11 protein-coding genes and 1 pseudogene are annotated in these 22,450 nt (G+C 65.5%); 8 read left to right on the top strand and 4 right to left on the bottom strand.

Features of this window, described 5'->3' with window-relative positions; genetic code table 11:
- Window positions 1–277 precede the first annotated feature (277 nt).
- On the top strand, window positions 278–5,683 hold the full coding sequence (locus tag OG254_RS38650; protein WP_405591486.1) for a sacsin N-terminal ATP-binding-like domain-containing protein: 5,406 nt from the start codon (window positions 278–280) through the stop codon (window positions 5,681–5,683).
- 146 nt (window positions 5,684–5,829) lie between these two features.
- On the opposite strand, the gene OG254_RS38645 is transcribed toward OG254_RS38650, so the two are convergent.
- Window positions 5,830–6,219 carry a hypothetical protein gene (locus OG254_RS38645; RefSeq protein WP_405591483.1) on the bottom strand — a complete coding sequence of 130 codons (390 nt, stop codon included), beginning with the start codon at window positions 6,217–6,219 and terminating at the stop codon, window positions 5,830–5,832.
- Between the two features lie 147 nt (window positions 6,220–6,366).
- Here OG254_RS38645 and OG254_RS38640 point away from each other — a divergent pair, with 147 nt between their 5' ends.
- The 4 genes from OG254_RS38640 to OG254_RS38625 all read left to right on the top strand — a co-directional run bounded on the left by OG254_RS38640 (window position 6,367) and on the right by OG254_RS38625 (window position 15,178).
- Window positions 6,367–7,284 carry a sensor histidine kinase gene (locus tag OG254_RS38640; RefSeq protein ID WP_405595445.1) on the top strand — a complete coding sequence of 306 codons (918 nt, stop codon included), beginning with the start codon at window positions 6,367–6,369 and terminating at the stop codon, window positions 7,282–7,284.
- A 499-nt stretch (window positions 7,285–7,783) separates the two neighbouring features.
- Entirely contained in the window at window positions 7,784–8,068 is a 285-nt protein-coding gene (locus OG254_RS38635) for a hypothetical protein (protein WP_405591480.1), read from the top strand.
- A gap of 547 nt (window positions 8,069–8,615) precedes the next feature.
- Window positions 8,616–8,747: a hypothetical protein gene (locus OG254_RS38630; protein WP_405591477.1), complete on the top strand. Its 132-nt coding sequence runs from the start codon at window positions 8,616–8,618 to the stop codon at window positions 8,745–8,747.
- 320 nt (window positions 8,748–9,067) lie between these two features.
- Complete coding sequence (locus OG254_RS38625) at window positions 9,068–15,178, top strand: hypothetical protein (RefSeq protein ID WP_405591474.1); 6,111 nt, start codon at window positions 9,068–9,070, stop codon at window positions 15,176–15,178.
- 34 nt (window positions 15,179–15,212) lie between these two features.
- On the opposite strand, the gene OG254_RS38620 is transcribed toward OG254_RS38625, so the two are convergent.
- The 3 genes from OG254_RS38620 to OG254_RS38610 form a co-directional block, all read right to left on the bottom strand.
- A complete protein-coding gene (locus OG254_RS38620) occupies window positions 15,213–15,551 on the bottom strand; it encodes a transposase (protein ID WP_405591471.1) in 339 nt (112 codons plus the stop codon).
- Window positions 15,552–15,722: 171 nt separating this feature from the next.
- Window positions 15,723–16,721 (bottom strand): transposase, encoded by a 999-nt coding sequence (locus OG254_RS38615; protein WP_405591468.1) that lies wholly within the window; start codon window positions 16,719–16,721, stop codon window positions 15,723–15,725.
- A gap of 323 nt (window positions 16,722–17,044) precedes the next feature.
- Complete coding sequence (locus OG254_RS38610; RefSeq protein WP_405591465.1) at window positions 17,045–18,652, bottom strand: phospholipase D-like domain-containing protein; 1,608 nt, start codon at window positions 18,650–18,652, stop codon at window positions 17,045–17,047.
- Window positions 18,653–19,088: 436 nt separating this feature from the next.
- On the opposite strand from OG254_RS38610, the gene OG254_RS38605 reads away from it, so the two are divergent.
- The 3 genes and pseudogenes from OG254_RS38605 to OG254_RS38595 form a co-directional block, all read left to right on the top strand.
- Entirely contained in the window at window positions 19,089–19,859 is a 771-nt protein-coding gene (locus OG254_RS38605) for a transposase family protein (protein ID WP_405591463.1), read from the top strand.
- A 303-nt stretch (window positions 19,860–20,162) separates the two neighbouring features.
- Window positions 20,163–21,617 carry an RNB domain-containing ribonuclease gene (locus OG254_RS38600; protein ID WP_405591460.1) on the top strand — a complete coding sequence of 485 codons (1,455 nt, stop codon included), beginning with the start codon at window positions 20,163–20,165 and terminating at the stop codon, window positions 21,615–21,617.
- Window positions 21,618–21,681: 64 nt separating this feature from the next.
- Window positions 21,682–22,421 (top strand): annotated as a pseudogene (locus tag OG254_RS38595) (hypothetical protein); the annotation flags it as partial.
- Window positions 22,422–22,450 lie beyond the last annotated feature (29 nt).

The following is a 22,450-nucleotide window of genomic DNA, read 5'->3' as shown; positions in this document are numbered from 1 at the left end:
TCTGTAAAATCGACCAACTGCACCATGTGTCACATAGAGCAGCCCTTGCGTACTTTGGCACGTGATCCATAAGGCGATCAGGCGAACCGGCCGGTAACACAGAGTGGCTTCGGTCACGTTGCGTTGCCTCCAGGCTGGCCGCGACTGGCCAACCTGCGCATCCTCGCCAGGGCCTCTGCGCCGCCCCGCACTTGGGCGGCGCAGGGTGGTTTCCGGCAGGCCCATGAATGTCAGTGGCACGAGATAGCGTCCCGCCACGGGAGTTGGGAGGGGACCCATGGCAGGTGTCGACCGTGCGGAGCAGCTACGCAGGTTCGGGCGATCCGTATTGGAGGGGGCGCGGTCGGAGCAGGTACGGCGGCTGGCACGGCAGGTGAATGCCGTGTCCTACGCGAGTGCGCGGGAGTACGCCGGGCGTTCGCTCTTCGAGCTGCTGCAGAACGGCTACGACGCACACCCAAGGGACCGTGGCGACGGCCGGGTGCATGTGCTGCTGGATGAGGAAGAGGGCGAGTGGGGGACGTTGTACGTCGCCAATGGCGGCGCGCCCTTTACGTGGAGGAACGTCGAGAGGGTCTGCGAGCTGGCGCAGAGCTCCAAGGAGGTTGGGGAGGGGATCGGGAACAAGGGCGTCGGGTTCCGTAGCGTCCTACTGATCAGCGATGCGCCCGAGATCTATAGCGCCGATCCTGATGGCCTCAGCGGTTGTGAACTGGACGGCTATTGCTTCCGGTTTGCGCACCGCGGCGATGTGGAGGCGTTCTTGGGCGACGACCCGAACGCCCACGAGGTGGCCGCCGAGTTTCCGCCGCTTCAGGTGCCCTTGCCGCTGGACGAAGTGCCGGCGATCTGCCGGGAACTCGCCACTGAGCGGCATGTGACCGTTGTGCGGCTGCCTCTGCTGAATGAGGCGGCCCGGGCCGAGGTCCGGCTGCGGCTTCGCGAGCTCGCGGAGGCGAAGGTGCCCGTGATGCTGTTCCTCGACCGACTGGCGAGCCTGACGCTGGAGCGACGGGCCACCGGTGGCGAGGCCGCTGAGCGGTGGGAACTGACCCGGTCCGAGGAGGAGTTCGCCATGGCGGGCGCGGCGGGAGAGCGGCTTCCCGTCTCCTTCGCGACCGTGGATCTGGGGCCTTCTGGAACGTTTCTCGTGGCCCGGGGCAGCGTGGAGAAGGAGCGTCTGAACAGCGCGCTCGACGAGGCCGTGGGCCTCGGGCTCCTCGATGACACCTGGCAGCGGTGGACTTCGTCCGCCGTAGTTGAGGTTGCCCTTCCGGTGCCCGCCGTGCGCCGGCCGCGACGGGGGCAGATCTATACCTTCTTGCCGATGGGCGCGGATCTGACAGCGCCGTTCCCCGGTCATGTGAACGCCCCGTTCTTCACCAAGATCGACCGCACCGGCCTGCCCTCTGAACACCCGCTTAATACGCTGTTGTTCGACGCGGTTGCCGAGAGCTGCCTTGCGGCTGCGGCGATGTTGCGCGCGGTGCCGCAGGCCGAATGGGGGCGGCTGGCGGTGGATCTCGTGAGCTGGGAGAGCGGCAAAGGCTCAGCCGGGCTGCTGCGCGCGGCAGCCCGGCGCGTACACGGCAGCGATCTCGCCGACGTGCCAATCGTGCCTGTTCTCGCCGTCGATGGTGCCGAGCGGGAGGCGGCCTGGGCATCACCCCGGGGTGCGATCCTGTGGCCTGACCCGGAGCTGACCGTCCTCACAGCACACCGCGCCCACGTGGCAGGAGTCGTGGTGGCGGACCCGGCCGTGGGCGGCGAACGCCTGCATCGGCTGGCGGCTACGTGCAAGTCCCTCGCGTGTCCATTGGAGCCAGACCGGGAGACCCTCGCCGGGCATGTGGAGCGGATCGTCGCAACCCTCCCCCGTCCGACCTCCCACCCCGCTCCTTCATCCCCTGCCGCACGCCGTCCCCGTTCCGCGCCCCGTCCCGACGCGGTCGTCGACCAGTGGAGCGAGCTGTACGAGGATCTGGCCGTGCTCTTCCAAGAAGACGGGCACGTCCTGCGCGGCAGGAAGCTGCTGCTTGCGGAAGACGGTTCGCTGCGTCACGCCAACCACCCTGCGGCCAGGGCTAGTTCACCGCGCAAGGTGAGTGGTCGGGGAGCCCGGCGCGAGGCATTCTTCCAACCGGTGCGCGCGGACATGAACCTCGCAGAGGCACCCTCCGTCCCTGCCCTGCTCGGCAAACGGCTCTTCTCCCTGCATCCCGGGCTAGTCTGGAACGACCACAGCAAGCGTGGGCGGAGGCTACCCGCCCGCACGTTCCTCGAGGACGCGGGGCTTGTCCGGCCGTTCGACATGAGGGGCCTGCTGGACCACGTCCGGCAGGCTCTCGGTGCGAGCACCGATCACCGACTCCGGCTCCAGGCCCTGCGGTTCGTCTTCAGGCTGTGGCAGCCGCGGCGTTCGTTGGGTGGCACGACGGTCTCGTCGCTGGGACTGTACGTGCCGTCCGTGGACGGCAGGCTGATCAAGGCGAGCGACGGTGTGTTCGGCAAGGGCTGGGGCCGTGGCTCCATCGGCGAGGACCTCGCAACGGTGGTCGCTGCCGGGCAGGGCGTGTCAAAGAGCCTCAAGGTAATCGCTAAACACCTCATCGCCGCGCCGGATGAGTTCGTGAAGCGGGGCGATACTGCGGACGAGTGGCGGGCATTCCTGACGGAGTCAGGGGTGGCCGACGGACTCGTGCCCGTTTCCTCCCCGGATGCCCAACGGTGGGCGGACGGCCAGGAGCTCACCACCCGGCAGTTAGTCCGCATGGCCAAGGTGGCCTTGGCTGTGCGCGAGCAGTGGGAACCGCATATCGACCGCCCTTGGTCCCATGCTTCCTACCCCCGGACGTCCTACCACGGTTCCCCCGCCTATCAGCTTCCCGGACAGGACGTCGTCGAACGGCTCGGCCACAGTGCCCGGCTGGCCTACGCGCGCCTGGTTCTGCATGGCCTGGCGCACTGGGAAGACCTGCACTTCACCAGCACCTGGACCAGTGCGGGGAGCCGAAGCACGGACAGGGAACGGGCCCTGACCCCTCTCGCCGCCTTCATTCGGGAGCAGCCATGGCTTCCGGTGCGGGGGCGTGACCGCGCCGTCAGATTCGTACGGCCGGCCGACGCCTGGCACTGCCCGCCCGGGCTGGAGGAGGAGCCCGCCTATGCGGCAACCGTCGACCACCGAGTACGCCATCTGCTAGAGCGGGACAAGGCCCGTGACCGGCTGCGTGAGATGAGGATGCCGACCTGGGACGACCCCCGCGACAGCGCTCGCGCCCTTGCCGCGCTGGGCCGGCTCGCATCCGAGGAAGCGCTGGGGGCCGAGGACCGGCCTGCCGCGCAACGCGCCAACGAACGCGCCTGGAAGCACCTCGTACAACAGCCACGCCCGGCACTGCCCAGCGACACGACTCTGCTCGTCGAGACCGGGGAACAGCTCACCGGCATGCCGTTGTCCGCCTTGTCCGATGGGAAGACCGTGCTCTACATCAGTGACCAGCGCGATGGCCTGACCGCGCTGCTGGTACGCGAGATGGCGTGCCCCTTGCTCGTCGTTCCACGTGCCGCGGCGAAGGCTGCCGGACTGCTGGCACCTGGCCATCCCGAGGCTGTCCGTCACACTGACGACGTGACGTTCACCGTGACCGTGGACGGCCAGCAGGTAGACCCCGTCACCATGGGAGAGCCCCTGGTCGATCAACTGCCCTGGCTCGCCCTGGCGGTGGGTGTCCTCGCCGATCACCTGGCCCACGGTCCCCGGGCGAGTGAGGCGGAACTGAACGAGCTGACCTCTGCGGTGAAGAGCGTGCGCCTGCACCGCTACCGCTCGTGGAAAATCGAGCTGGACGACCAGCCCGTGACCTTGCCGGCCCGTCTCGGGGGAGTGCTGCCACTGCCGGATCCAAAGCACCCCCTTCTCCTCGCCCCCGAGTCCGAACCGAGCTGGCACGAGACGACCCGCAGGGTGGAGGCAACGGCCGAGTTGTTGAAAAGGCGGGAGTTCGGCATCCGGCTCCGCCTGGCCACCCACGTCCTCGCCGCCCGCCACGCCAACCTCACCGACCCCGGCCAGGACGAGCTCGCCGATGCCCTGGAAGTCACCGTCCACCAGATCGAGGAGACGAGCCGGCGCATCGACGGGGCCATCGGCGTCGTTGTGGAGCGCTGCCGCCCCTTCCTCGTCCACCTGCTCGGCGCGACGACAGCTGACACGCTGCTCGTGCCGCCACCGGCCGACACGCGAGAGCTCCAGGCCGGCCTAGAGAAGCATGCCGCGCAACTCCCGCTTGCAGCCTCGGAGTTCATAGCCCAAGCCCGTGCGGCCCGCAGCACGGACGAGCTGCGGGCCGCTCTGGGCATCGGCTTCGCCGAGCTGAACGACACTCTGCGCTCCATGACACCGCCCATGGAACCGATCAGCCACGCGGACGAGCACCAGGAGGCGCTCCACACCTACCTGGACCTCCACAGGAAGGATCTCGTGAACCGGCTGCGCTGGGCGGCACTGAACGATTTCGACGCCCGGCGCCCGATGCCCCACTGGCCGTTGCTGACCACCCTGAAGTGGATCAGCGTACCTGCGGCGTGGTCCTGCACCGTGGATACGGCCGACACCGGGCGCCTGGAGCGGCACGTCGAGGAGGAGCTGACACGAGAGCTGGGCCGCCCGGCGCCCCGCGCGGGTGAACGCCTGCCCGCCCTCGACCAAGTCCGCAGCGCGAACCTCCGTACGATCACCGACCTGGCCGCCGAACTCGCGATCTTGGTCAAGGCCGCCGGGCACCCACGGCCACCGGCACTGGCTGGCGCCGAGCCCGCCACCGAGATCATGGCACGGCTGGAAGCGGCGGGCGCACTGGACTTCCGCCCGCTGGCTGCCGCCGATGTCGTCGCCTGGCTGGCCGTCCTCGGTCAGTGGCCCGCCGGGATGCCTCCGACAACGGATCTCGACCAGCACGGGTTGACCGAGTCCGACCTGGACCGGGTACGCAACGCGGCCGAACACGCCCGCCGCGAACAGGAGCGTCGACGGCGGTCGATCTCCGTCGGCGGCCGAGCCTTCGACGTGCATGACGGCGACTTCACCACTCTGACCCGCGAACTCCAGCGCGTCCTCGGGAACGGGGCCATACCGGGAGTCGCCGCCGGGCCGCTCCGCTTCACCGATCCCCAGACGCTGACCGGCGCCCGGCGGGCATCCTCCACCGGTCGTCCGCGCGGCGGGCGATACGGCGGCAGCCCGGACAGCGCACTGACCACGGCTCAGCGGGAGGCGATCGGATACCTAGGTGAGTGGTACGCCTACCAGTGGCTGTGCGCGCACTACCCCGACAGCATGGACGCGACCAGCTGGGTGTCGACGAACCGACGCAAGGCTTTCCCCGGCCCGCCCGGCGACGACGGTCTCGGTTACGACTTCCGGATCGGCTCCGGCCGGCGACCCTACATGTACGAAGTAAAAGCGACCCAGGGCGACGGCGGACGCTTCGAGCTGGGAGAAAGCGAAGTACGCGCAGCCCAGCAACACGCGGGCAACGACCGCTGGCGCCTCCTTGTGGTCACCAACGCCCTTACCCCGGGCCGAATGAACATCCGCATGCTCCCCAACCCCTACGCGAAACGCGGACGCGGACGCTACCGGGAGGAAGGCGGCTCGCTGCGCTTCTCGTACCGGCTTTGAGCTCTATCGCCCCGCCGGCGTACACGTCCTCCAATCTCTGGTCATTTGCTTCCACCAGCACAACGAGCGACCCGGCGGAGCAATGCGGTCACAGCACTAGATGATCAATTCCAAGGGGTGCCTGCGGAGGGTGTGGGGATGGGCGGTCAGGCGTCGGGGTCGACTTCGGGGTGCGTGAACCGCACGGGCTTGCCCAGTGACCGGGCGTAGGCGATTTCGGCTCGGGTGCTGTCTCCGATGTAGTCGCCGACTACGAGCACCTCATCAGCGAGCCGGATCTTCGCCCGATGCAGATCGTCGAGTCGAACCTTCAGCGCCTCGGCCTCGACAGGATCGGACCAAAGTTCGTGCGGCGACTTCATGTCGCAACCCGGCTTGACGACAATCTTTCCGGCTTTAGTCTCCCGCAGATCGGCCTCGGTCATCTCGGTCATGAAACGGGTGGAGCCGCAGATCACGACGATACGCGGGAGGCTCAGCTGCTTCTTCGCGTCGGCGAGCTTCTCGTCGGGGGTGAGCAGTTGCGGGTGTGACACTGGTTCCTCCGGGTGGTGTGGTCCAAGGGGGGATCGGGACGCGAGATCGTGCTGGGCGGCGCGGTGATCCTCGCGGCCGGCGCGCTGTGTTCCGTCACGGACGAGACCCCGGTCGTCGAAAATGTCGTGGGCTTCGTCTTCCTGCTGATGCCCGGCGTGGTCGGGGCTGCCGTGCTGTTCCGGGTGACCGCTCGCGAGCGGCAGGTGGAGCAGGTGCGCTCCCGCGAGCGCGAGCAGCTCGCCCGGGAACGGCACGACACGGTGGCCCACCACGTGTCGGCCGTGGTGATCATCGCCCAGGCGGGCCGGGTACTCGCGGGCACCGACCCGTCCGCCACCGTCGAGGCGCTGGAGGGGGTCGAGGAGGAAGGGGCGCGCACGCTGGAGGAAATGCGCGCCATGGTCGCCGCGCTGCGCGACCGCGGGGTCGGCGCCGAGCTGGCGCCCCCTGCCGGAGTCGCGGATCTGGAGCGCCTGGTGCGCACCCCGGGTGGTCGCCTCAGGGGCGACTTGGGGCTCGACGGCGAACTGGACGCGCTGCCCCCGGCCGTGGACGCGGCCGGACTCGTGGTCGTGGTGGACTACGCCGGCCCGGGTGAACTCGCACATCTCCTGGGCCGGGTCGACGAAGAACACGTCGTGGTTCTGCATCAGCAGGTCCTGAGTGTCGGCGTTGCCCTCGCCGTCGAGTCGCTTGGCGCCGGGCACGCCGAAGAGCTTCACACCGACGCCGCGGGTGGTGAGCAGCTCCGGGCAGCTGGGCACGGTGTCACTGGAGAACCGCGTCCAGGCGTGCAGACCTTCGGACCGCTGCCGGGCGAGTTCCAGCAATCCGACGCGCAGTTCGTCCGGCAGATCGGCGCGGACGGTGAGAGTGCCGCGAGCGGTGCCGTGCGGATTGAGGAAGACCGGCCGTTCCACGGGATCATGCCCGCGGGCGATGCGCTCGCCCTGGGACCGGTCGACGAACATGTCCTTTCAACGCGGCCGCGGGATCTGACAACCAGTCCGGCACGGACTGGTTGTCGTTCTCGGAGGGTCCGGAGAACGAGGAAGCGGAAATGACGGCCATGGCTCGACCCCCGCGATGCGGCGCTGTCCGGGAGTACTGGGGTGCACAGGACTCTCGCCGTCCGTACAACTCTCCATGCTGACAAACCAGCGCCCGATGCGCGACCGAAGGGCGAGCCGCAGCGTGCCCGCGCGACGCACGGCGAGCACACAACCATCCACCCGTCAGGCAGAGTTGGGAAGTGCCGTCCTGGCCACCGAAACACGACAGGCGGGACCCGTCGGGCAGCCGAACGCGCGGCCCGGGACTGGCCGTGAGTGCCCTTGACCGCCGGCACGACCACACCATCCGCCCCGCGCGGTCACGACGATCAACAGCCTGCCAGGCGTCGCGCAAGGCCGAGACCCAACTTGAATCGTGGAATTTGCAATCAATGGGAGTGAGTCAGTTTCCCCTTCAATATTTGGCCGTTTGAAAACTCGGAGATCGTGAGGGCGTCCCCCTTGAGGTTGCTGAGGCCCCTGAGGTGACGGATCCTGAATGAAGCACCTTATGGGACAGGAGGATCAGGGCATGGGAAACATTAATCGCAGGCATGGCGTCGACGCGGCCGCTTTCGAGGTCTTCGAAGCTCAACTCGACGTTGAAGATCTGGAAGCGATTCGCTCCGATCCGGAGAAATTCTTCCGCGAACTCGTGGCGCCCGAGATCGATCAGGTGAACAGTGTCATCGTCGGCACGAAGGTGCTAAATGACAGCGTGGGGCAAATCTCCGTTTCGATCTTCCACCAGATCGCCGGCTCGCACGTGTCCAGGATCATCATCGATCAGGAATGACTTCCCCGAACGCAAACACCCTTGCCATGCGGAAAAGAGTAAGTCATGACCACGAAAAAAGGATGGATTGGATGCCATGACTGCCTCGGGCTGTTCTTCAGCGGCTGGCCACCGCCACCGCCCACGCCCGACAAGCCGTATAACCCGGCACCCAACGGATCGTGCCCCACTGCCCCTGAAGGCAGTGGAGGGCGCCACGTACCTAATGTCGACTGGCCATTCGAGCTGACCACGGACCCATCAAACAGGGGAGACGGTACTGTGGTCAGGGGTTGGACTTCTGGATTCTACCGCTGCACTGCTTGCGAAGGAGTGTTTGCGGACGAGGCGGGAGGAAATCTCGGAAAATGCGGTGTCGTATTTTTCGTCGGGGGCAGTGGAACCGACTTTGACGGTGCGTGTCCAGCTGGTGCAACTCACCATGCGGTCAGCGTGGATTTCGGCGTCGAGTCCTGGATGTAAACCACGGCCCCTGCTTCTCACTTCGTCAGCAAACCTTGACGGCTGACCTCACCCGCCATCCCCCGGCACGCCCCGGAGAGCAATCATGGCCGATTTCATCGCCAACACCACAAAAGTCGGCGACCAGTTCCAGCCTGCTGCCGATTTACACCGCCGCAGCCATTCCACCTGTGGCCATCTGCCCTTCTTACACAGCCCGATCGTGCCCCCTAACTGATAGCACGGGGAGGCAGCCACGAACGAGTTGAATGAGACCACACCCTCAGGAGGGAGGGAGCGGTGTGATTCGCCTGGTGATCCAGGCGCTCGGGTCATCGCATCGTGCAACGCGTGGATAACCTCACTTTTCCGGTTCGAACTCCCGTTACCGCCTTGTCGCGCCATGAGGACCACATGGAGGTTTGGGCGGTAGCTTCCGATGGAGGTATCTACCTTGCCTGGTGGGACGGGACTAATTGGTATGAGTGGCGTCGGTTGGGATCGGAGACCTTCCCGGTAAATGCGCCGATTGCGGCTTTGTCGCGGTACGAGGGCCACATGGAGGTCTTTGCTGTCCGGCCCGACGGCGGAATCTACGGCAACTGGTGGGGCGGCGACGACGATGCTAAGTGGCACGGCTGGTACCGGATCGGCACCGAGACGTTCGCCCCGGGCACACCCATCGCCGCACTGTCCCGCTTCGACGACCACCAGGAGATCTGGGCCGTCCGACCCGACGGCAGGCTCTACGGCAACTGGTGGGGCGGCGAGAACGCCAACTGGCACGGCTGGTACCCAATCGGCACCGAGACGTTCGACCCAGGCACACCCATCGCCGCACTGTCCCGCTTCGACGACCACCAGGAGATCTGGGCCGTCCGACCCGACGGCAGGCTCTACGGCAACTGGTGGGGCGGCGAGAACGCCAACTGGCACGGCTGGTACCCAATCGGCACCGAGACGTTCGACCCAGGCACACCCATCGCCGCACTGTCCCGCTTCGACGACCACCAGGAGATCTGGGCCGTCCGACCCGACGGCAGGCTCTACGGCAACTGGTGGGGCGGCGAGAACGCCAACTGGCACGGCTGGTACCCAATCGGCACCGAGACGTTCGACCCGGCCACACCCATCGCCGCACTGTCCCGCTTCGACGACCACCAGGAGATCTGGGCCGTCCGACCCGACGGCAGGCTCTACGGCAACTGGTGGGGCGGCGAGAACGCCAACTGGCACGGCTGGTACCCAATCGGCACCGAGACGTTCGACCCGGCCACACCCATCGCCGCACTGTCCCGCATCGATGATCACCAGGAGATCTGGGCCGTCCGACCCGACGGCGGACTCTACGGCAACTGGTGGGGCGGCGAGAACGCCAACTGGCATAGCTGGTACCGACTTTTGTCTCCGCATGACAAGATCGACATCCGGTGGCGAAGTTGGGGCGCAGCCGACGGGCCTTTCGGGCAACCGATAGGTCCGAAGGAGGACACTCCCGGCCGGAACGGAGTCCACCAGCTTTTCGAACGTGGTGAGATCACCTCATCCCTCGATGAAGACATGGTGGTAAGCGTCTTCAGGCTTCGCAATGAAGCATGCTTCGAATGGTCACGACCCCACTTTGCCCACGACTACTTCCGGTACGACATTACGTACAACGACGTTCCACAGGGGCAGGCCGCCACGCAGTTCCGTTCTCGTGAGCGGGGCCGTATACGCAGATGGGTCAGGCTGCAGGGCTTTGGCGACTATGGCTTCACCGTCAAGAGCTGCACCTCACCCCTGGTCGGCTCGGACACATGCCGGGGCTACACCATCCCCGTACGAGTGCAGCTCGGGGAAGCGACGGAAACCCCCAACCCTGGAGGGCCACCGGTCAACGGGCTGATCGCGGAACGCTGGCACGAACTCGGAGCATGGGCCGGCCCGCTCGGGAAACCGGTCGCAGACGAAGTAGTGAGCGACACCGGACGTGGACAGCTCTTCGAGAACGGCGCCATCAAAACGGTACCCAAGTTCGGCCCGAACATGGTGGTCGCCGCCTACCAGCGGTTCGATTCCATCGAACTCGACTGGGGCGGGGCAAGCACCCCGTTCAACGCATTTCGTGTCGACGTTCATCGACCTGGCGGGCACCCCATGGTCCAGGAATACGTCTGGCTCCAGGACGCAGAATTGGCACGCCCGGGCATCGGCGGCGGACATCTCGTCCTGCGGGACCTTGTATCTTTCGGCAACTATTTCTTCTTCATTTTCCCCGCGCAGACCTCAAGTCCAGTCCCAGATCCGTCGCTTTTCCCACCCGCCTCCACGCTCACCAACGAAACTCCGCCGGGCGCGACGCCAGTCATCAAAGTCAAATTCCGAGATCCCATCGATTTCCTCCCACACGGCTTCAACGCCCACATCGACGTCCCTGCCCTTGACGGCACCCCAGCCGGCGCCTACGCCAGCCACGGCCACCGCGCCAACGCCATCGCCCGCCATTTTGCCCGGCGCCGCCCCTTGGTCCTCCTGGACCGGCAGGAGGTCACGGTCGGCGAGAACGAGACCATCCAGCTGATCGCCCATATGCAGGCCGCATCCGAAGATGCCAGCTTCAGAACACTCGGCGAACTGCCCAGCCGCGTCCTCGCCCACGTCTTCATTCGTCGACTCAATCGTGGCCACGGACAAGTGGGTACAGAGTTCGACGAGGGCCTCCTCGGCAGCCGCAAGGGCGACTATGACATGGCCCTCAAAGGACTCATGGTCGTCCTGTACCGCTACAAGGACCTACTCACTGAAGAGGAAATTGAAGACATCCTCATAAAGCTCGTCCCTACCGAACTCAGCGGACCCGTGCGTCTCGCCCTCCATGAGTATGTATTCCTCACCGAGGACGCCCCCGAGACCGAGAACCACATCTTGATGATCGAAACCACCAGATACTTGGTGAACCAGCTGCTCCATGAGCGGCTCGGAGACAAGCAGTTCGATAATTCCGCCAACGGCCTGACAGCCTGGCTGCTCGACCATCTGCAGCAGTTCGCCAAACATGATTTCCTAGAATTCAATTCCAGAATATACCAGCGCATGTCACTGCATGCACTGCTCAACCTTCACGAGTTCGCGACAGATAGGAACATCAGAAAGGCGGCCCGAATCATACTCGACTACAGCATGGTTAAATTCGCGGTCTCCAGCACGCGAATACGCCGAATCTCACCGTTCCGGCGAATGAAGGAGAACACCAACAACACAACGGACCATAAAGATCTATTTACGGATCCTCATGGCGATCCGCTCATCGCATTCTTCCATTGCTATGCTGGACCCACAGATCGCGATGGAAAGGCCACTCCCTGGTATCCAGACGCTCACACCTTCATCGCCGTGATCGGCGGCCTGTCGGACTACCGCCCGCCCCCGGCTGCTTACATCCTTGCCCTGGAAAAATGGAAGGAACCTGGTCAGCACATTTTCAACCACGGCAAGCGACCGCAGCTGCATGAGGCTGATGAAGACGCTGACGGCGGCGTCGAAATATACTCGCGCTCCCCATCGTTCCTGCTGACCGCCGGCGGCATGTGGCTCAACAGTGGCTACGGTAAAGACGAATTCCACAAATACAAGCAGGTCGCGATTGCTCAGTCTACAACCCTGTTGATCACCCGCGCCTTCGACGTGACAGGCCGACCCGAGCTTGATCTCGAATTCTCCGATCTCATCCGCTGCGATCGCTGGCCGGGTGAACGCTCGTGCAACAATACTGCCGTTCACCGGGGATTCGCGTGCGGAGCAGACCTGGAAATTCCGGACAAGTGGCTGGACTTGACCGGCGCAGCGTGGGAGGACGGCTGGATCTTCCTCAACCTGAACGCCGATCTCCAGGACTATGGGCCGCTCGGTGTGTACGTTGCCGCTTATCGCACAGCTCCTGACCCTCAACAAGCCGTGGAGCTCAACGTCGTCTTCAACGTATTCCCGAAGAACTTCGGCCTTCTCTACGTGGTCGAGGCTGACACCATCGATCCGTCAACCCACTCGCCCGTCTCCTTTGAGGCATTCAAAAGCAAGGTCAAGGACAGTAACGACTACCCCGATCCGCTGATGTGGAACGAGCACTACACCTTCCACGCCATCGACGGCCCCACCTACGAGTTCTGGCTCCGCCCCGACCAACACAAGTGGGAGCCCCGGATCATCAAAGAAGACGGCGTTCTTCTCTACCCAAACGGGTTCGGCGGACTCCCCCTGGTGTCTGGCCCGTACCTCTGGGCGAACGGCCATGAGGGGCTGATCGCGTTCCATCATCCCGGATGTGATCAGAGCCCCCTTGACTATGACATCCTCATGGACTACAGCAATCCGCAATTTCCCAGCTACGCGGACAACTTCACCGCCTGCCCGAAGCCCTGGGCCGACCGTGCGCAAGCGTTGGCGGATTTTGCGGTAAAGCTCTGGAAAGAACAACGGCACAAGGAGGGAAACGATGCGCTAGACGAGAGCATCGCCATTTATCTCCGACTGGTCGCCGTCGACCCTCAGAAGTACCTCCCTCTACTCGGTGAGAAACTACTCTATGCGATAGCCCGCTACCGCGCAGACATGGGCGCAGAAAAGTCACAATCCATCGGTCGCTTGACAGTGAAGGTCTACGAACAGCTGGGAGGTCTTCACCCCGCGGACTCACAGACTCCGGTCGACTACACGAATCTCGCAGCCTTCACACCGAATGCCTTTTGGTATGAGCCAACCACGGGCGCTCTTTCCTCCGCCCTGTACTTCCTTGCCTACGCTCACCGCGAAGCCAACGACATATCCGCCGGCGCTGCAGTCATGATTCAGCGCGTCCACCTCGTCGAACGCCTCACCCAAACCGACCCCAGCAACCGGCCTCTGCTAGGAAAATGCCTAGTCAACCAACTGGTATCCGATGCCAAATGGCGTGCCGCACTGGGCCCGGAAACCGCACTGTTCTGGGCACAGCGCGGAGTGCGGGTATACGAGGAGCTGGCGAGCCTGCGCACGGCAGGCTCCACTACCCCAGTCGATTACGAGAACCTTTCCGCCTTCACACCCAATACCTTTTGGTATGAGCCAACCACCGGCACCCTTTCCTCCGCCCTGTACATCCTTGCCTACGCTCACCGCGAAGCCAACGACATATCCGCCGGCGCTGCAGTCATGATTCAGCGCGTCCACCTCGTCGAACGCCTCACCCAAACCGACCCCAGCAACCGGCCTCTGCTAGGAAAATGCCTAGTCAACCAACTGGTATCCGATGCCAAATGGCGTGCCGCACTGGGCCCGGAAACCGCACTGTTCTGGGCACAGCGCGGAGTGCGGGTATACGAGGAGCTGGCGAGCCTGCGCACGGCAGGCTCCACTACCCCAGTCGATTACGAGAACCTTTCCGCCTTCACACCCAATACCTTTTGGTATGAGCCAACCACCGGCACCCTTTCCTCCGCCCTGTACATCCTTGCCTACGCTCACCGCGAAGCCAACGACATATCCGCCGGCGCTGCAGTCATGATTCAGCGCGTCCACCTCGTCGAACGCCTCACCCAAACCGACCCCAGCAACCGGCCTCTGCTAGGAAAATGCCTAGTCAACCAACTGGTATCCGATGCCAAATGGCGTGCCGCACTGGGCCCGGAAACCGCACTGTTCTGGGCACAGCGCGGAGTGCGGGTATACGAGGAGCTGGCGAGCCTGCGCACGGCAGGCTCCACTACCCCAGTCGATTACGAGAACCTTTCCGCCTTCACACCCAATACCTTTTGGTATGAGCCAACCACCGGCACCCTTTCCTCCGCCCTGTACATCCTTGCCTACGCTCACCGCGAAGCCAACGACATATCCGCCGGCGCTGCAGTCATGATTCAGCGCGTCCACCTCGTCGAACGCCTCACCCAAACCGACCCCAGCAACCGGCCTCTGCTAGGAAAATGCCTAGTCAACCAACTGGTATCCGATGCCAAATGGCGTGCCGCACTGGGCCCGGAAACCGCACTGTTCTGGGCACAGCGCGGAGTGCGGGTATACGAGGAGCTGGCGAGCCTGCGCACGGCAGGCTCCACTACCCCAGTCGATTACGAGAACCTTTCCGCCTTCACACCCAATACCTTTTGGTATGAGCCAACCACCGGCACCCTTTCCTCCGCCCTGTACATCCTTGCCTACGCTCACCGCGAAGCCAACGACATATCCGCCGGCGCTGCAGTCATGATTCAGCGCGTCCACCTCGTCGAACGCCTCACCCAAACCGACCCCAGCAACCGGCCTCTGCTAGGAAAATGCCTAGTCAACCAACTGGTATCCGATGCCAAATGGCGTGCCGCACTGGGCCCGGAAACCGCACTGTTCTGGGCACAGCGCGGAGTGCGGGTATACGAGGAGCTGGCGAGCCTGCGCACGGCAGGCTCCACTACCCCAGTCGATTACGAGAACCTTTCCGCCTTCACACCCAATACCTTTTGGTATGAGCCAACCACCGGCACCCTTTCCTCCGCCCTGTACATCCTTGCCTACGCTCACCGCGAAGCCAACGACATATCCGCCGGCGCTGCAGTCATGATTCAGCGCGTCCACCTCGTCGAACGCCTCACCCAAACCGACCCCAGCACCTACCAACCCCTGCTGGCTCAGGCGCGGGCTGACGCGGTCGATTTCGGCGTCTAACTTGACTCTGTCGGGGATCTTGGAGTTGCCGGGGTCAGGTGCCCAGGGCCCGCCAGGACTTCGGCCGGGGTATCTCGCACTGGTCGAGGTAGCTCTGAAAGGCAGTCGGTCGGCGGGGCGTGGGTGCTTCCCCGGCCGGTGGCAGTCCGCTGAGGCGCTCGATGTTGACGGGGATGGCGGTCAGGACGTGCTGAATGTGGGAATTTCCCTGTCCTCGGTCGCGGCATTGGCTCATGCCGTGTCCGTGGGCGAACTCGTTGACCGTGCCCTCGACTCCGGAGCGGACCGCGTAGCGGGTCTTCCACCCGGGCGTCTGTTGCTCGGTGCGGACGCGGAGTTGCAGGTCGCGGAGTTCTCGTGGGGGAAAGCCCACGGTGCGGGTGCTCTAGCGGGAGGTGGTGCACTGAGTGCGGGCCCGGCAGGGCTGGCACTGGCTTTTGGTGAACCTGGCCACGATCAGCGGGACCGCGGTGGGTGAGGAGGTCGGGTAGGGACCGTCCAGCCCTGGCTGACCTGTCCTTGGGGGCAGGTGACCTGCCGATGGTCATAGTCGATGTGGAAGTCGTCCCGGGCGAAGCCCCTCGTTCCGGCGGTGTTGGCGGGTGGGGTTGCTCCGGAGCGGCCCGGAGACGGTGACCTGATGTTCACGGCTGGCTTGTTCCAGGTGGGGCAGGGAGGTGTAGCCGGCGTCGACCAGGTGCTCGGCGGGCAGCAGCCCGCGACGGGCCAGGCGGGCGTGGATGCCGGGCAGGACCTGACTGTCGTGGGTGGTGGCCGCGGTGGTGGCCACATCCGTGATCACGTTGGGGCCGTCCGGAGCACAGCTCTCGGTCAAATGAGCGGAGAACCCCTTCCAGCTGATGATGTGTCCGTGCCGTGCATAGCGGGCCGAGGTGTCGTAGGGAGAGACGATCGTCCGGGACGAGGGCGGCAGTCCGGGTCCGCCTTCCTTCTCGGCGGTGCGCCAGCGCAGGTGTCCTGCGGCGTCACGGTGGTTGTTCTGCACCATGATCTGACGCAGGGCCTGGATGTGAGGGCCGAAGGTGCAGCCCGCCCCGTGCCGGTAAGGGTGTTTCAGGAGCCGGACGGCGTCGTTTCCGGCGGCAAGGATCCTGGTCTTGGGCTTGGTGGGGTTCTTGCTCAGGCGGACCGGTCGGCCGTAGCGGCGCCCCCAGTCCTCATTGACCAGCTCGTCCAGCAGGTGAGGGGAGGTGCCAGCGACTTCTTCTAGTGCTGCGCGGACCGCCTCGGTGATCAGCTCCAGCCGGGTCAGGTCACGCACCGCGGCCAGGACATGAGTGGGGTCGGTGCGCTGCGTGGTGCGCTCGCGCACCAGTCCGGCCTCCTTGAGACGGGCCAGCGCGAGGTCGAGGAGGCGGTCAGCACGGTCGCCTTCGGCAAGACGGTCGCGGAAATCGGCCAGCACACTGTGGTGGAAGCCGGGATCCTCCAGCTCCACGGCCATCGCGTAGTTGAAATCGATGCGGCAGCGGACCGCCTCGGCGGCCTGCCGGTCCGACAGGCCGAGCAGGAACTGCAGCACGCAGAGGGTGGCCAGCTGGGTAGGCGAGAGGCCGGGCGCCCGTCTCGCGGGTACCAGTCGGCGAAGTCCTTCGTCGCACCACAGTCCATCGAGGCGGTCACGCACCCATATCGCCGTCGTAACACCCGGGTTGTTCGCCCGTGCGACCTGCGCAGTCAGAGGCGGGACTTGCTCACCGGAACGGGGGCGAAGGTACAACGGGCACCTCGACAGCTGCATCGGTCGGCGGAACCACCCGAGCATGCCCGTAGACCATGCTGGCGCACCGGGAAACTCCAAGATCCCCGACAGAGTCAAGTTAGCCGGGCAGGCTGGGCCAAAGCCTAGAGCGAATCGGCCAGCAGCCGGCGTTGGTGGTCCCGCGCCGGTTCGTCGTAGTACTTGTCCCACCAATGGCCAGCGGCGAGCGGCATCGGCGCTTCGACTCCGGACTCGGGGCCGGGCGTGGGCTGGTGCGCGGCCAGGCGGAGCCGGTCGCGGAAGCGGTGGTGGTTGAACAGGCGGAAGAACTCGGTGAAGTAGATCTCGGTGAGGCCGCGGTCACCCCGGATCACCAGCATGTTCTCGTCGTTCCGGTTCGCGGACGGGTTGCTGAAGTTTGCCGAGCCGGTGACCACGATCGGATCGCCGCCAAGCGGGTCGATCAGAAGGTACTTCGTGTGTAGATACTCGATGTTGTTGGAGAAGGGGTTGTCGTGCTCAGCCGCCCAGCCGGCGAGGCCGCCCTCTTCGACGAGGCCACCGGCCACGAGTTCGGTGTCGGGATCGGTGACCAAGTTTCGATGTGCGTCAGCGGTGTTAGCGTCCTCGAACAGCAGCCAACGGAGCGCGGGGTGGTCACCGGGAAGCTGGTTGGCGAATCGAGGATCAAGTTTGAACGGAAAGGTCACGCACACCAGGTCCTTGGCCGATCCGAAGAGTTCGGCGTAACGGTCTTGCGCCGTAGTTTGCGTGTGAGGGCTGAACACAGCCGAGATGCCCGCAGGCCAGGGATCGGGCATCGGGTTGTTGGCGTCTACCCAGTTGTTGAGGGTGCCAGGGGTAGGGTCTTCGACGAGCTGATCCCAGTAGTCGAGGTACTGCTGCGCGACGGTCGGCTCGGTGACAGTGTGTCCCACGTTCGACTGGCCGAACATCCCGTTCTCAGTAATGTTGGTCGAGCCTGTCCAGACCGCCTGGGGCACGCCGTCGCGGCTTGCGATCACGAACTTGTTGTGCGGGATCTGGGCATGGGCCCGCCACGTTTTGACCAGGTCGTCGATGCCGGCTTCGGTTACCGCGTCGCGGTTGTCCGGGTGGTCGTACACAACAAGTTGGACCGCCGCGCCCGTGTCTGCGGCCACGCGGAAGGCTTCGAGCACCGGCAGGTACTCGAACTCATACAGCGCGGCATGCAGCTGCCAATGGTTGTCGGAGGCGGTGCCGATGAAGGCCAGCAGCGCCTCTTCGAGGCCGCGGGACAGCCATCGCCATGCCTCGCGGTTGGGGACGTCGCGGGGGTGGCGGTTCTTGAACCGTTCGGCGTAAGCCTGCGACGCATACACGCCACGGTTGAACCAGACACCATGCACGCCCGGCTCCTCGGTCTGCACCTGCAGCTCAACGGTCGAGACCGGGGTGAGTTCCTCTCCTGGAGTTCCGGTCATGGTGTGCACGCGGTAGGTGTAGACATGTCCTGGCTTGGCACGGTAGTCACCCCACGCGAAGGTCTGGAACGGGTTCCAGTCCGACCCCCATCGGTGCCTGGCCTGCGGAAACCGGAGGCGATTGTCGAGCCAATGGTGCTGGCCTTCGGTGTGATCAAACCGCTCGACCCCGAAACCGAGCACGCCATCCATATCAGCTCGATCGTGGTCGAACCCCAACACCACCACGTGACTCCCGGCGATGGCCTGCACTCGCAATGGCCCGGAACTGCCCTGCACCCTCATGCCGATGCCTCCGCGCTCACCCAACGTTCTCTTGGACCACTGCTCGCTGCCAGCAGCCACCAACTATCTCGGTACCGAAAACGGACCGTCAGCGAGCGCATTCGCTACGCGAGTCGAGGGTCGCACGTACTGCAGTCTTCGACCCACCTAGCACGCCGGATGAAGACGTTTACTTTGAGGCCAGGACCATGACGTGCCGTACGGGTGACGGAGCTCGCCCGCTAGGAAGGGTGGATGCACGACGATCGGCGCAGCAGCGAGACCAGCGGCCGCAGCCTTACGGCCCGCTGCGCCGTCAGTCGAATGCGTGTCGAAGCAAGCCTGGTCGGCGGTGCCCCTGACGCAATCGTGCAGTTCACACACCCTTGCTGACTTGAGCATCCAGGCGCCTTCTAAAGCGTGTTGCAGAAGGCCGTGAACAGGGCATCTCCGGTGTGTGGCTGGGGTGTTGAAGGCCGAGCGGGTGTGGGTGGAAGCGTTCACGGGGCTGCGGATCGATCAGTTCGGGCGGCTGTTGAAGGCGGTCCGGGCACGTGGTGGTGATGGCTGTGGATGGGGGCGGCCATGGCGGCTGCCGCTGGCCGAGCGGGTGCTGATGGTGGCGGTCTACTACCGCACGAACCTGACCATGCGGCAGCTCGCCCCGCTGTTCGGCGTCTCGCCAGCCACCGTCTGCCGGGTGATCCAGCGCCTTGGCCCGCTGCTCGCGATCGAGCCCGTCCGCGCTCCGCAGAATGCCATCGAGCGGTTATGGATCGTGGACGGCACCCTCGTTCCGGTCCGCGACCGCACGGTGGGCACGTCCTCACGCAACTACCGGTTCTCGGCGAACGTGCAGGTCATCGTGGACGCTGACACGCGTCTGGTGGTGGCCGCCGCGCGGCCGGTACCAGGCACGACCGCGAACGCGAAAGCATGGCGCGACTCGGGATTGGCCGAGCAGTGCCAGGGCGTCACCGTGCTCGGCGACGGCGCCTACATCAACACCGGGCTCGTCGTGCCGCACCGCAAACGCCCCGGCCGGCCTCTGCTGAAGGGCGAGGAGGAGGACAACGCCGCGCACCGCAAGGTCCGCGCGCGCGTGGAGCATGTCATCGGTCGGATGAAGAACTACAAGATCCTCCGCGACTGCCGGCAACACGGCGACGGCCTCCACCACGCCGTCCAGGCCGTCGCCCGCATGCACAACCTCGCCCTCGCCGCATGACCAAACCCGCCAACAGCCCAGCTCAGGCTGCCTGTTCACGGCCTTCTGCAACACGCTTTAAAGGCTGTCCCGTAATCCCCGGTGGATCAGCGCGCGGCGTCAGATGCCGTGCATGGCAAGGCGGAGGGTCGTCCTCATGCTGGGTATGTTCGGGCGATCCGACAACGCGGCGAGGTGCCGTAGCTTCCGTCGCGCGCCCTCAGGCGATGTCCCCTCCCCGCGCGGCCGCCGTCGCCCCGGTCCCCTCAGCCGCCCGGCCCCGCTCGCCGCGCCGGTTCGTGACCGCCGCCCTACGCTCGGGGCATGCAACGCCGCCTGATGCACATGTCTGCCGAGGCCCAGGACGCTCTGCGTACCGCGCTGGAGGAACTCCGCGCGGAGCTGAAGGTCCCCCTGGGCTTCCCCAAGCGCGTACTCAAAGCGGCCGACAAGGCCGCGGGTGAGGCGCGCTTGCCCGACAAGGACGCCACCCACCTGCCGTTCTTCACGATCGATCCGCCGACCTCGAAGGACCTCGACCAGGCCATGCACCTGGAACGGCGGCCCGGTGGCGGCTACCGCGTGTACTACGCCATCGCGGACGTGGCGACCTTCGTCAGGGCGGGCAGCCCTCTGGACATCGAGGCGCACGACAGGATCGAAACGCTGTACTTTCCCGACCTCAAGGTGCCCCTGCACCCGCCCGTCCTCTCCGAGGGCGCGGCCAGCCTGCTGCCGAACAAGGACCGCCCCGCCCTGGTGTGGCAGCACGACCTCGACGCCCACGGCAATCTGACCGACTCGTCCGTGAGCCGGGCCATGATCCGAAGTCGGGCCCAGCTCGACTACGCCGGCGCCCAGCAGGCCATCGAGAACGGCACGGCGGAGGAGTCCCTCGCCCTGCTGCGCGAGATCGGCGAGCTGCGGGAGGCTGTCGAAATCGCGCGCGGCGGCATCTCGGTGAATCTGCCGGACCAGGAGGTCACCCTCGAGGACGGATCGTTCCGGCTGCGCTACGTGGCGACGCTGCCGGTCGAGGGCTGGAACGAGCAGATCTCCCTCATGACCGGGATGTCCGCGGCCCAGATCATGCTCGACACGGGTACCGGCATCCTGCGGACCCAGAAGGAGCAGGCCGATCAGAATGTGATCAAGCGCCTGCACGACATCGCGAAGGCCCTGGGCATCGTCTGGCGGCCCGGCATCTCGTACGCCACGCTGGTCCGCAAGCTCGATCCCCAGAACCAGCAGCACATGGCCTTCCTCACCGAGGCCACGAGCACGATACTCAAGGCGGAGTACACCGTCTTCCGCGACAACCAGAAGCCGGCGTACACAATGCACGCAGCGATCGCGGCCCCGTACACCCATTGCACGGCTCCGCTGCGGCGCCTGGTCGACCGGTACACCGGTGAGCTGTGCGTGATGGCGTGCGCGGACAAGGCCCCGCCGAACTGGGTGCTCGACGCCCTGTCCTGCATCCCGTGCGACACGGCACGGGGGAAGGGCGGCCTGGCGGACCGGCAGACCGTGGACCTGGCCGAGGCCGCGGTGCTCAAGGACCGCGTGGGCGAGGTGTTCGACGCCACGGTCATCGACACCGACGCGGAGCGGGGCAGGCCGCGCGAGGGCAAAGTGTTCCTGGCCGACCCCGCCGTGCTTGCCAAGGTCGTCTCGACCAACGGCCTGGATCTCCAGCTCGGCTCCAGCATCAGGGCCAGGCTCAAACAGGCGCACCCCGCCGCGGACGAGGACAAGGTCCTTTTCACCGTGCCCTAAGCTCGTTCTTTGTCCGGCCGGATGGGCGAAGGGGGGCGGTCCGGGCGGTGACGCTCAGCGGATATCCGGCACGGTGCACCTGGATCAACTACGGCTCGAGGGGGACTGCCCGCTCGCTCCCGCGCCGACAGGCTTGCGACGGCGAGGTCCACTTCCTGTGCGGTGGACCCCGCGGCGGACGCTGGCCGAGGAGCATCACTGGCGTGCCGCGCAGGGCCAGCCCGGGTGGACGGCAGCACCCGCCGGGGTAGAGGTGGTGCAGCCGGCCGGTCTGGCACCGGTGTACCGGCAGTTCCGGAAGTCCTTTGAGGACGGCAAGAACGAGCCGGACGCAGCGGACTTCTATTACGGAGAGATGGAGATGCGCCGCTGCGACCGCAATCGGCCTGGCGCCGAGCGTGTGCTGCTGGCCCTGTACTGGGCAGTTTCCGGGTATGGCCTGCGGGCTTCTCGTGCGTTGGGCTGGCTGCTTGGTGCCATGGCTGCCACCGTGCTGGTCATGATGCTGTGGGGGCTACCTGTCGACGACCCGAAGCCGTCCACCACCGGACGGCTGAACGGGCAGGACATCTCACTGACCACCGACAAATCCGACCCGGTCAACCCCACCGGCTCACTCAGCTCCCGGCTTACCTCCTAACGGTGGGAAAGTCGCTGCGCATCGTGGTGAACTCAGTCGTCTTCCGCTCCTCAGGTCAGGACCTCACTACCACCGGCACCTACACCGAGATGGCTTCCCGGCGGACCGAACCTGTACTGCTCGGCCTCGCAGTTCTCGCTATCCGCGGACGGGTCAAGCGGTAAGCGCCACCACGGCATTTCGTCACCCCGAA

This window comes from Streptomyces sp. NBC_01092, assembly GCF_045039535.1.
Classification (GTDB): Bacteria; Actinomycetota; Actinomycetes; order Streptomycetales; family Streptomycetaceae; genus Streptomyces.
The sequence above is the reverse complement of the archived record's forward strand: the minus strand, read 5'-3'. Positions and strand labels throughout refer to the sequence as shown.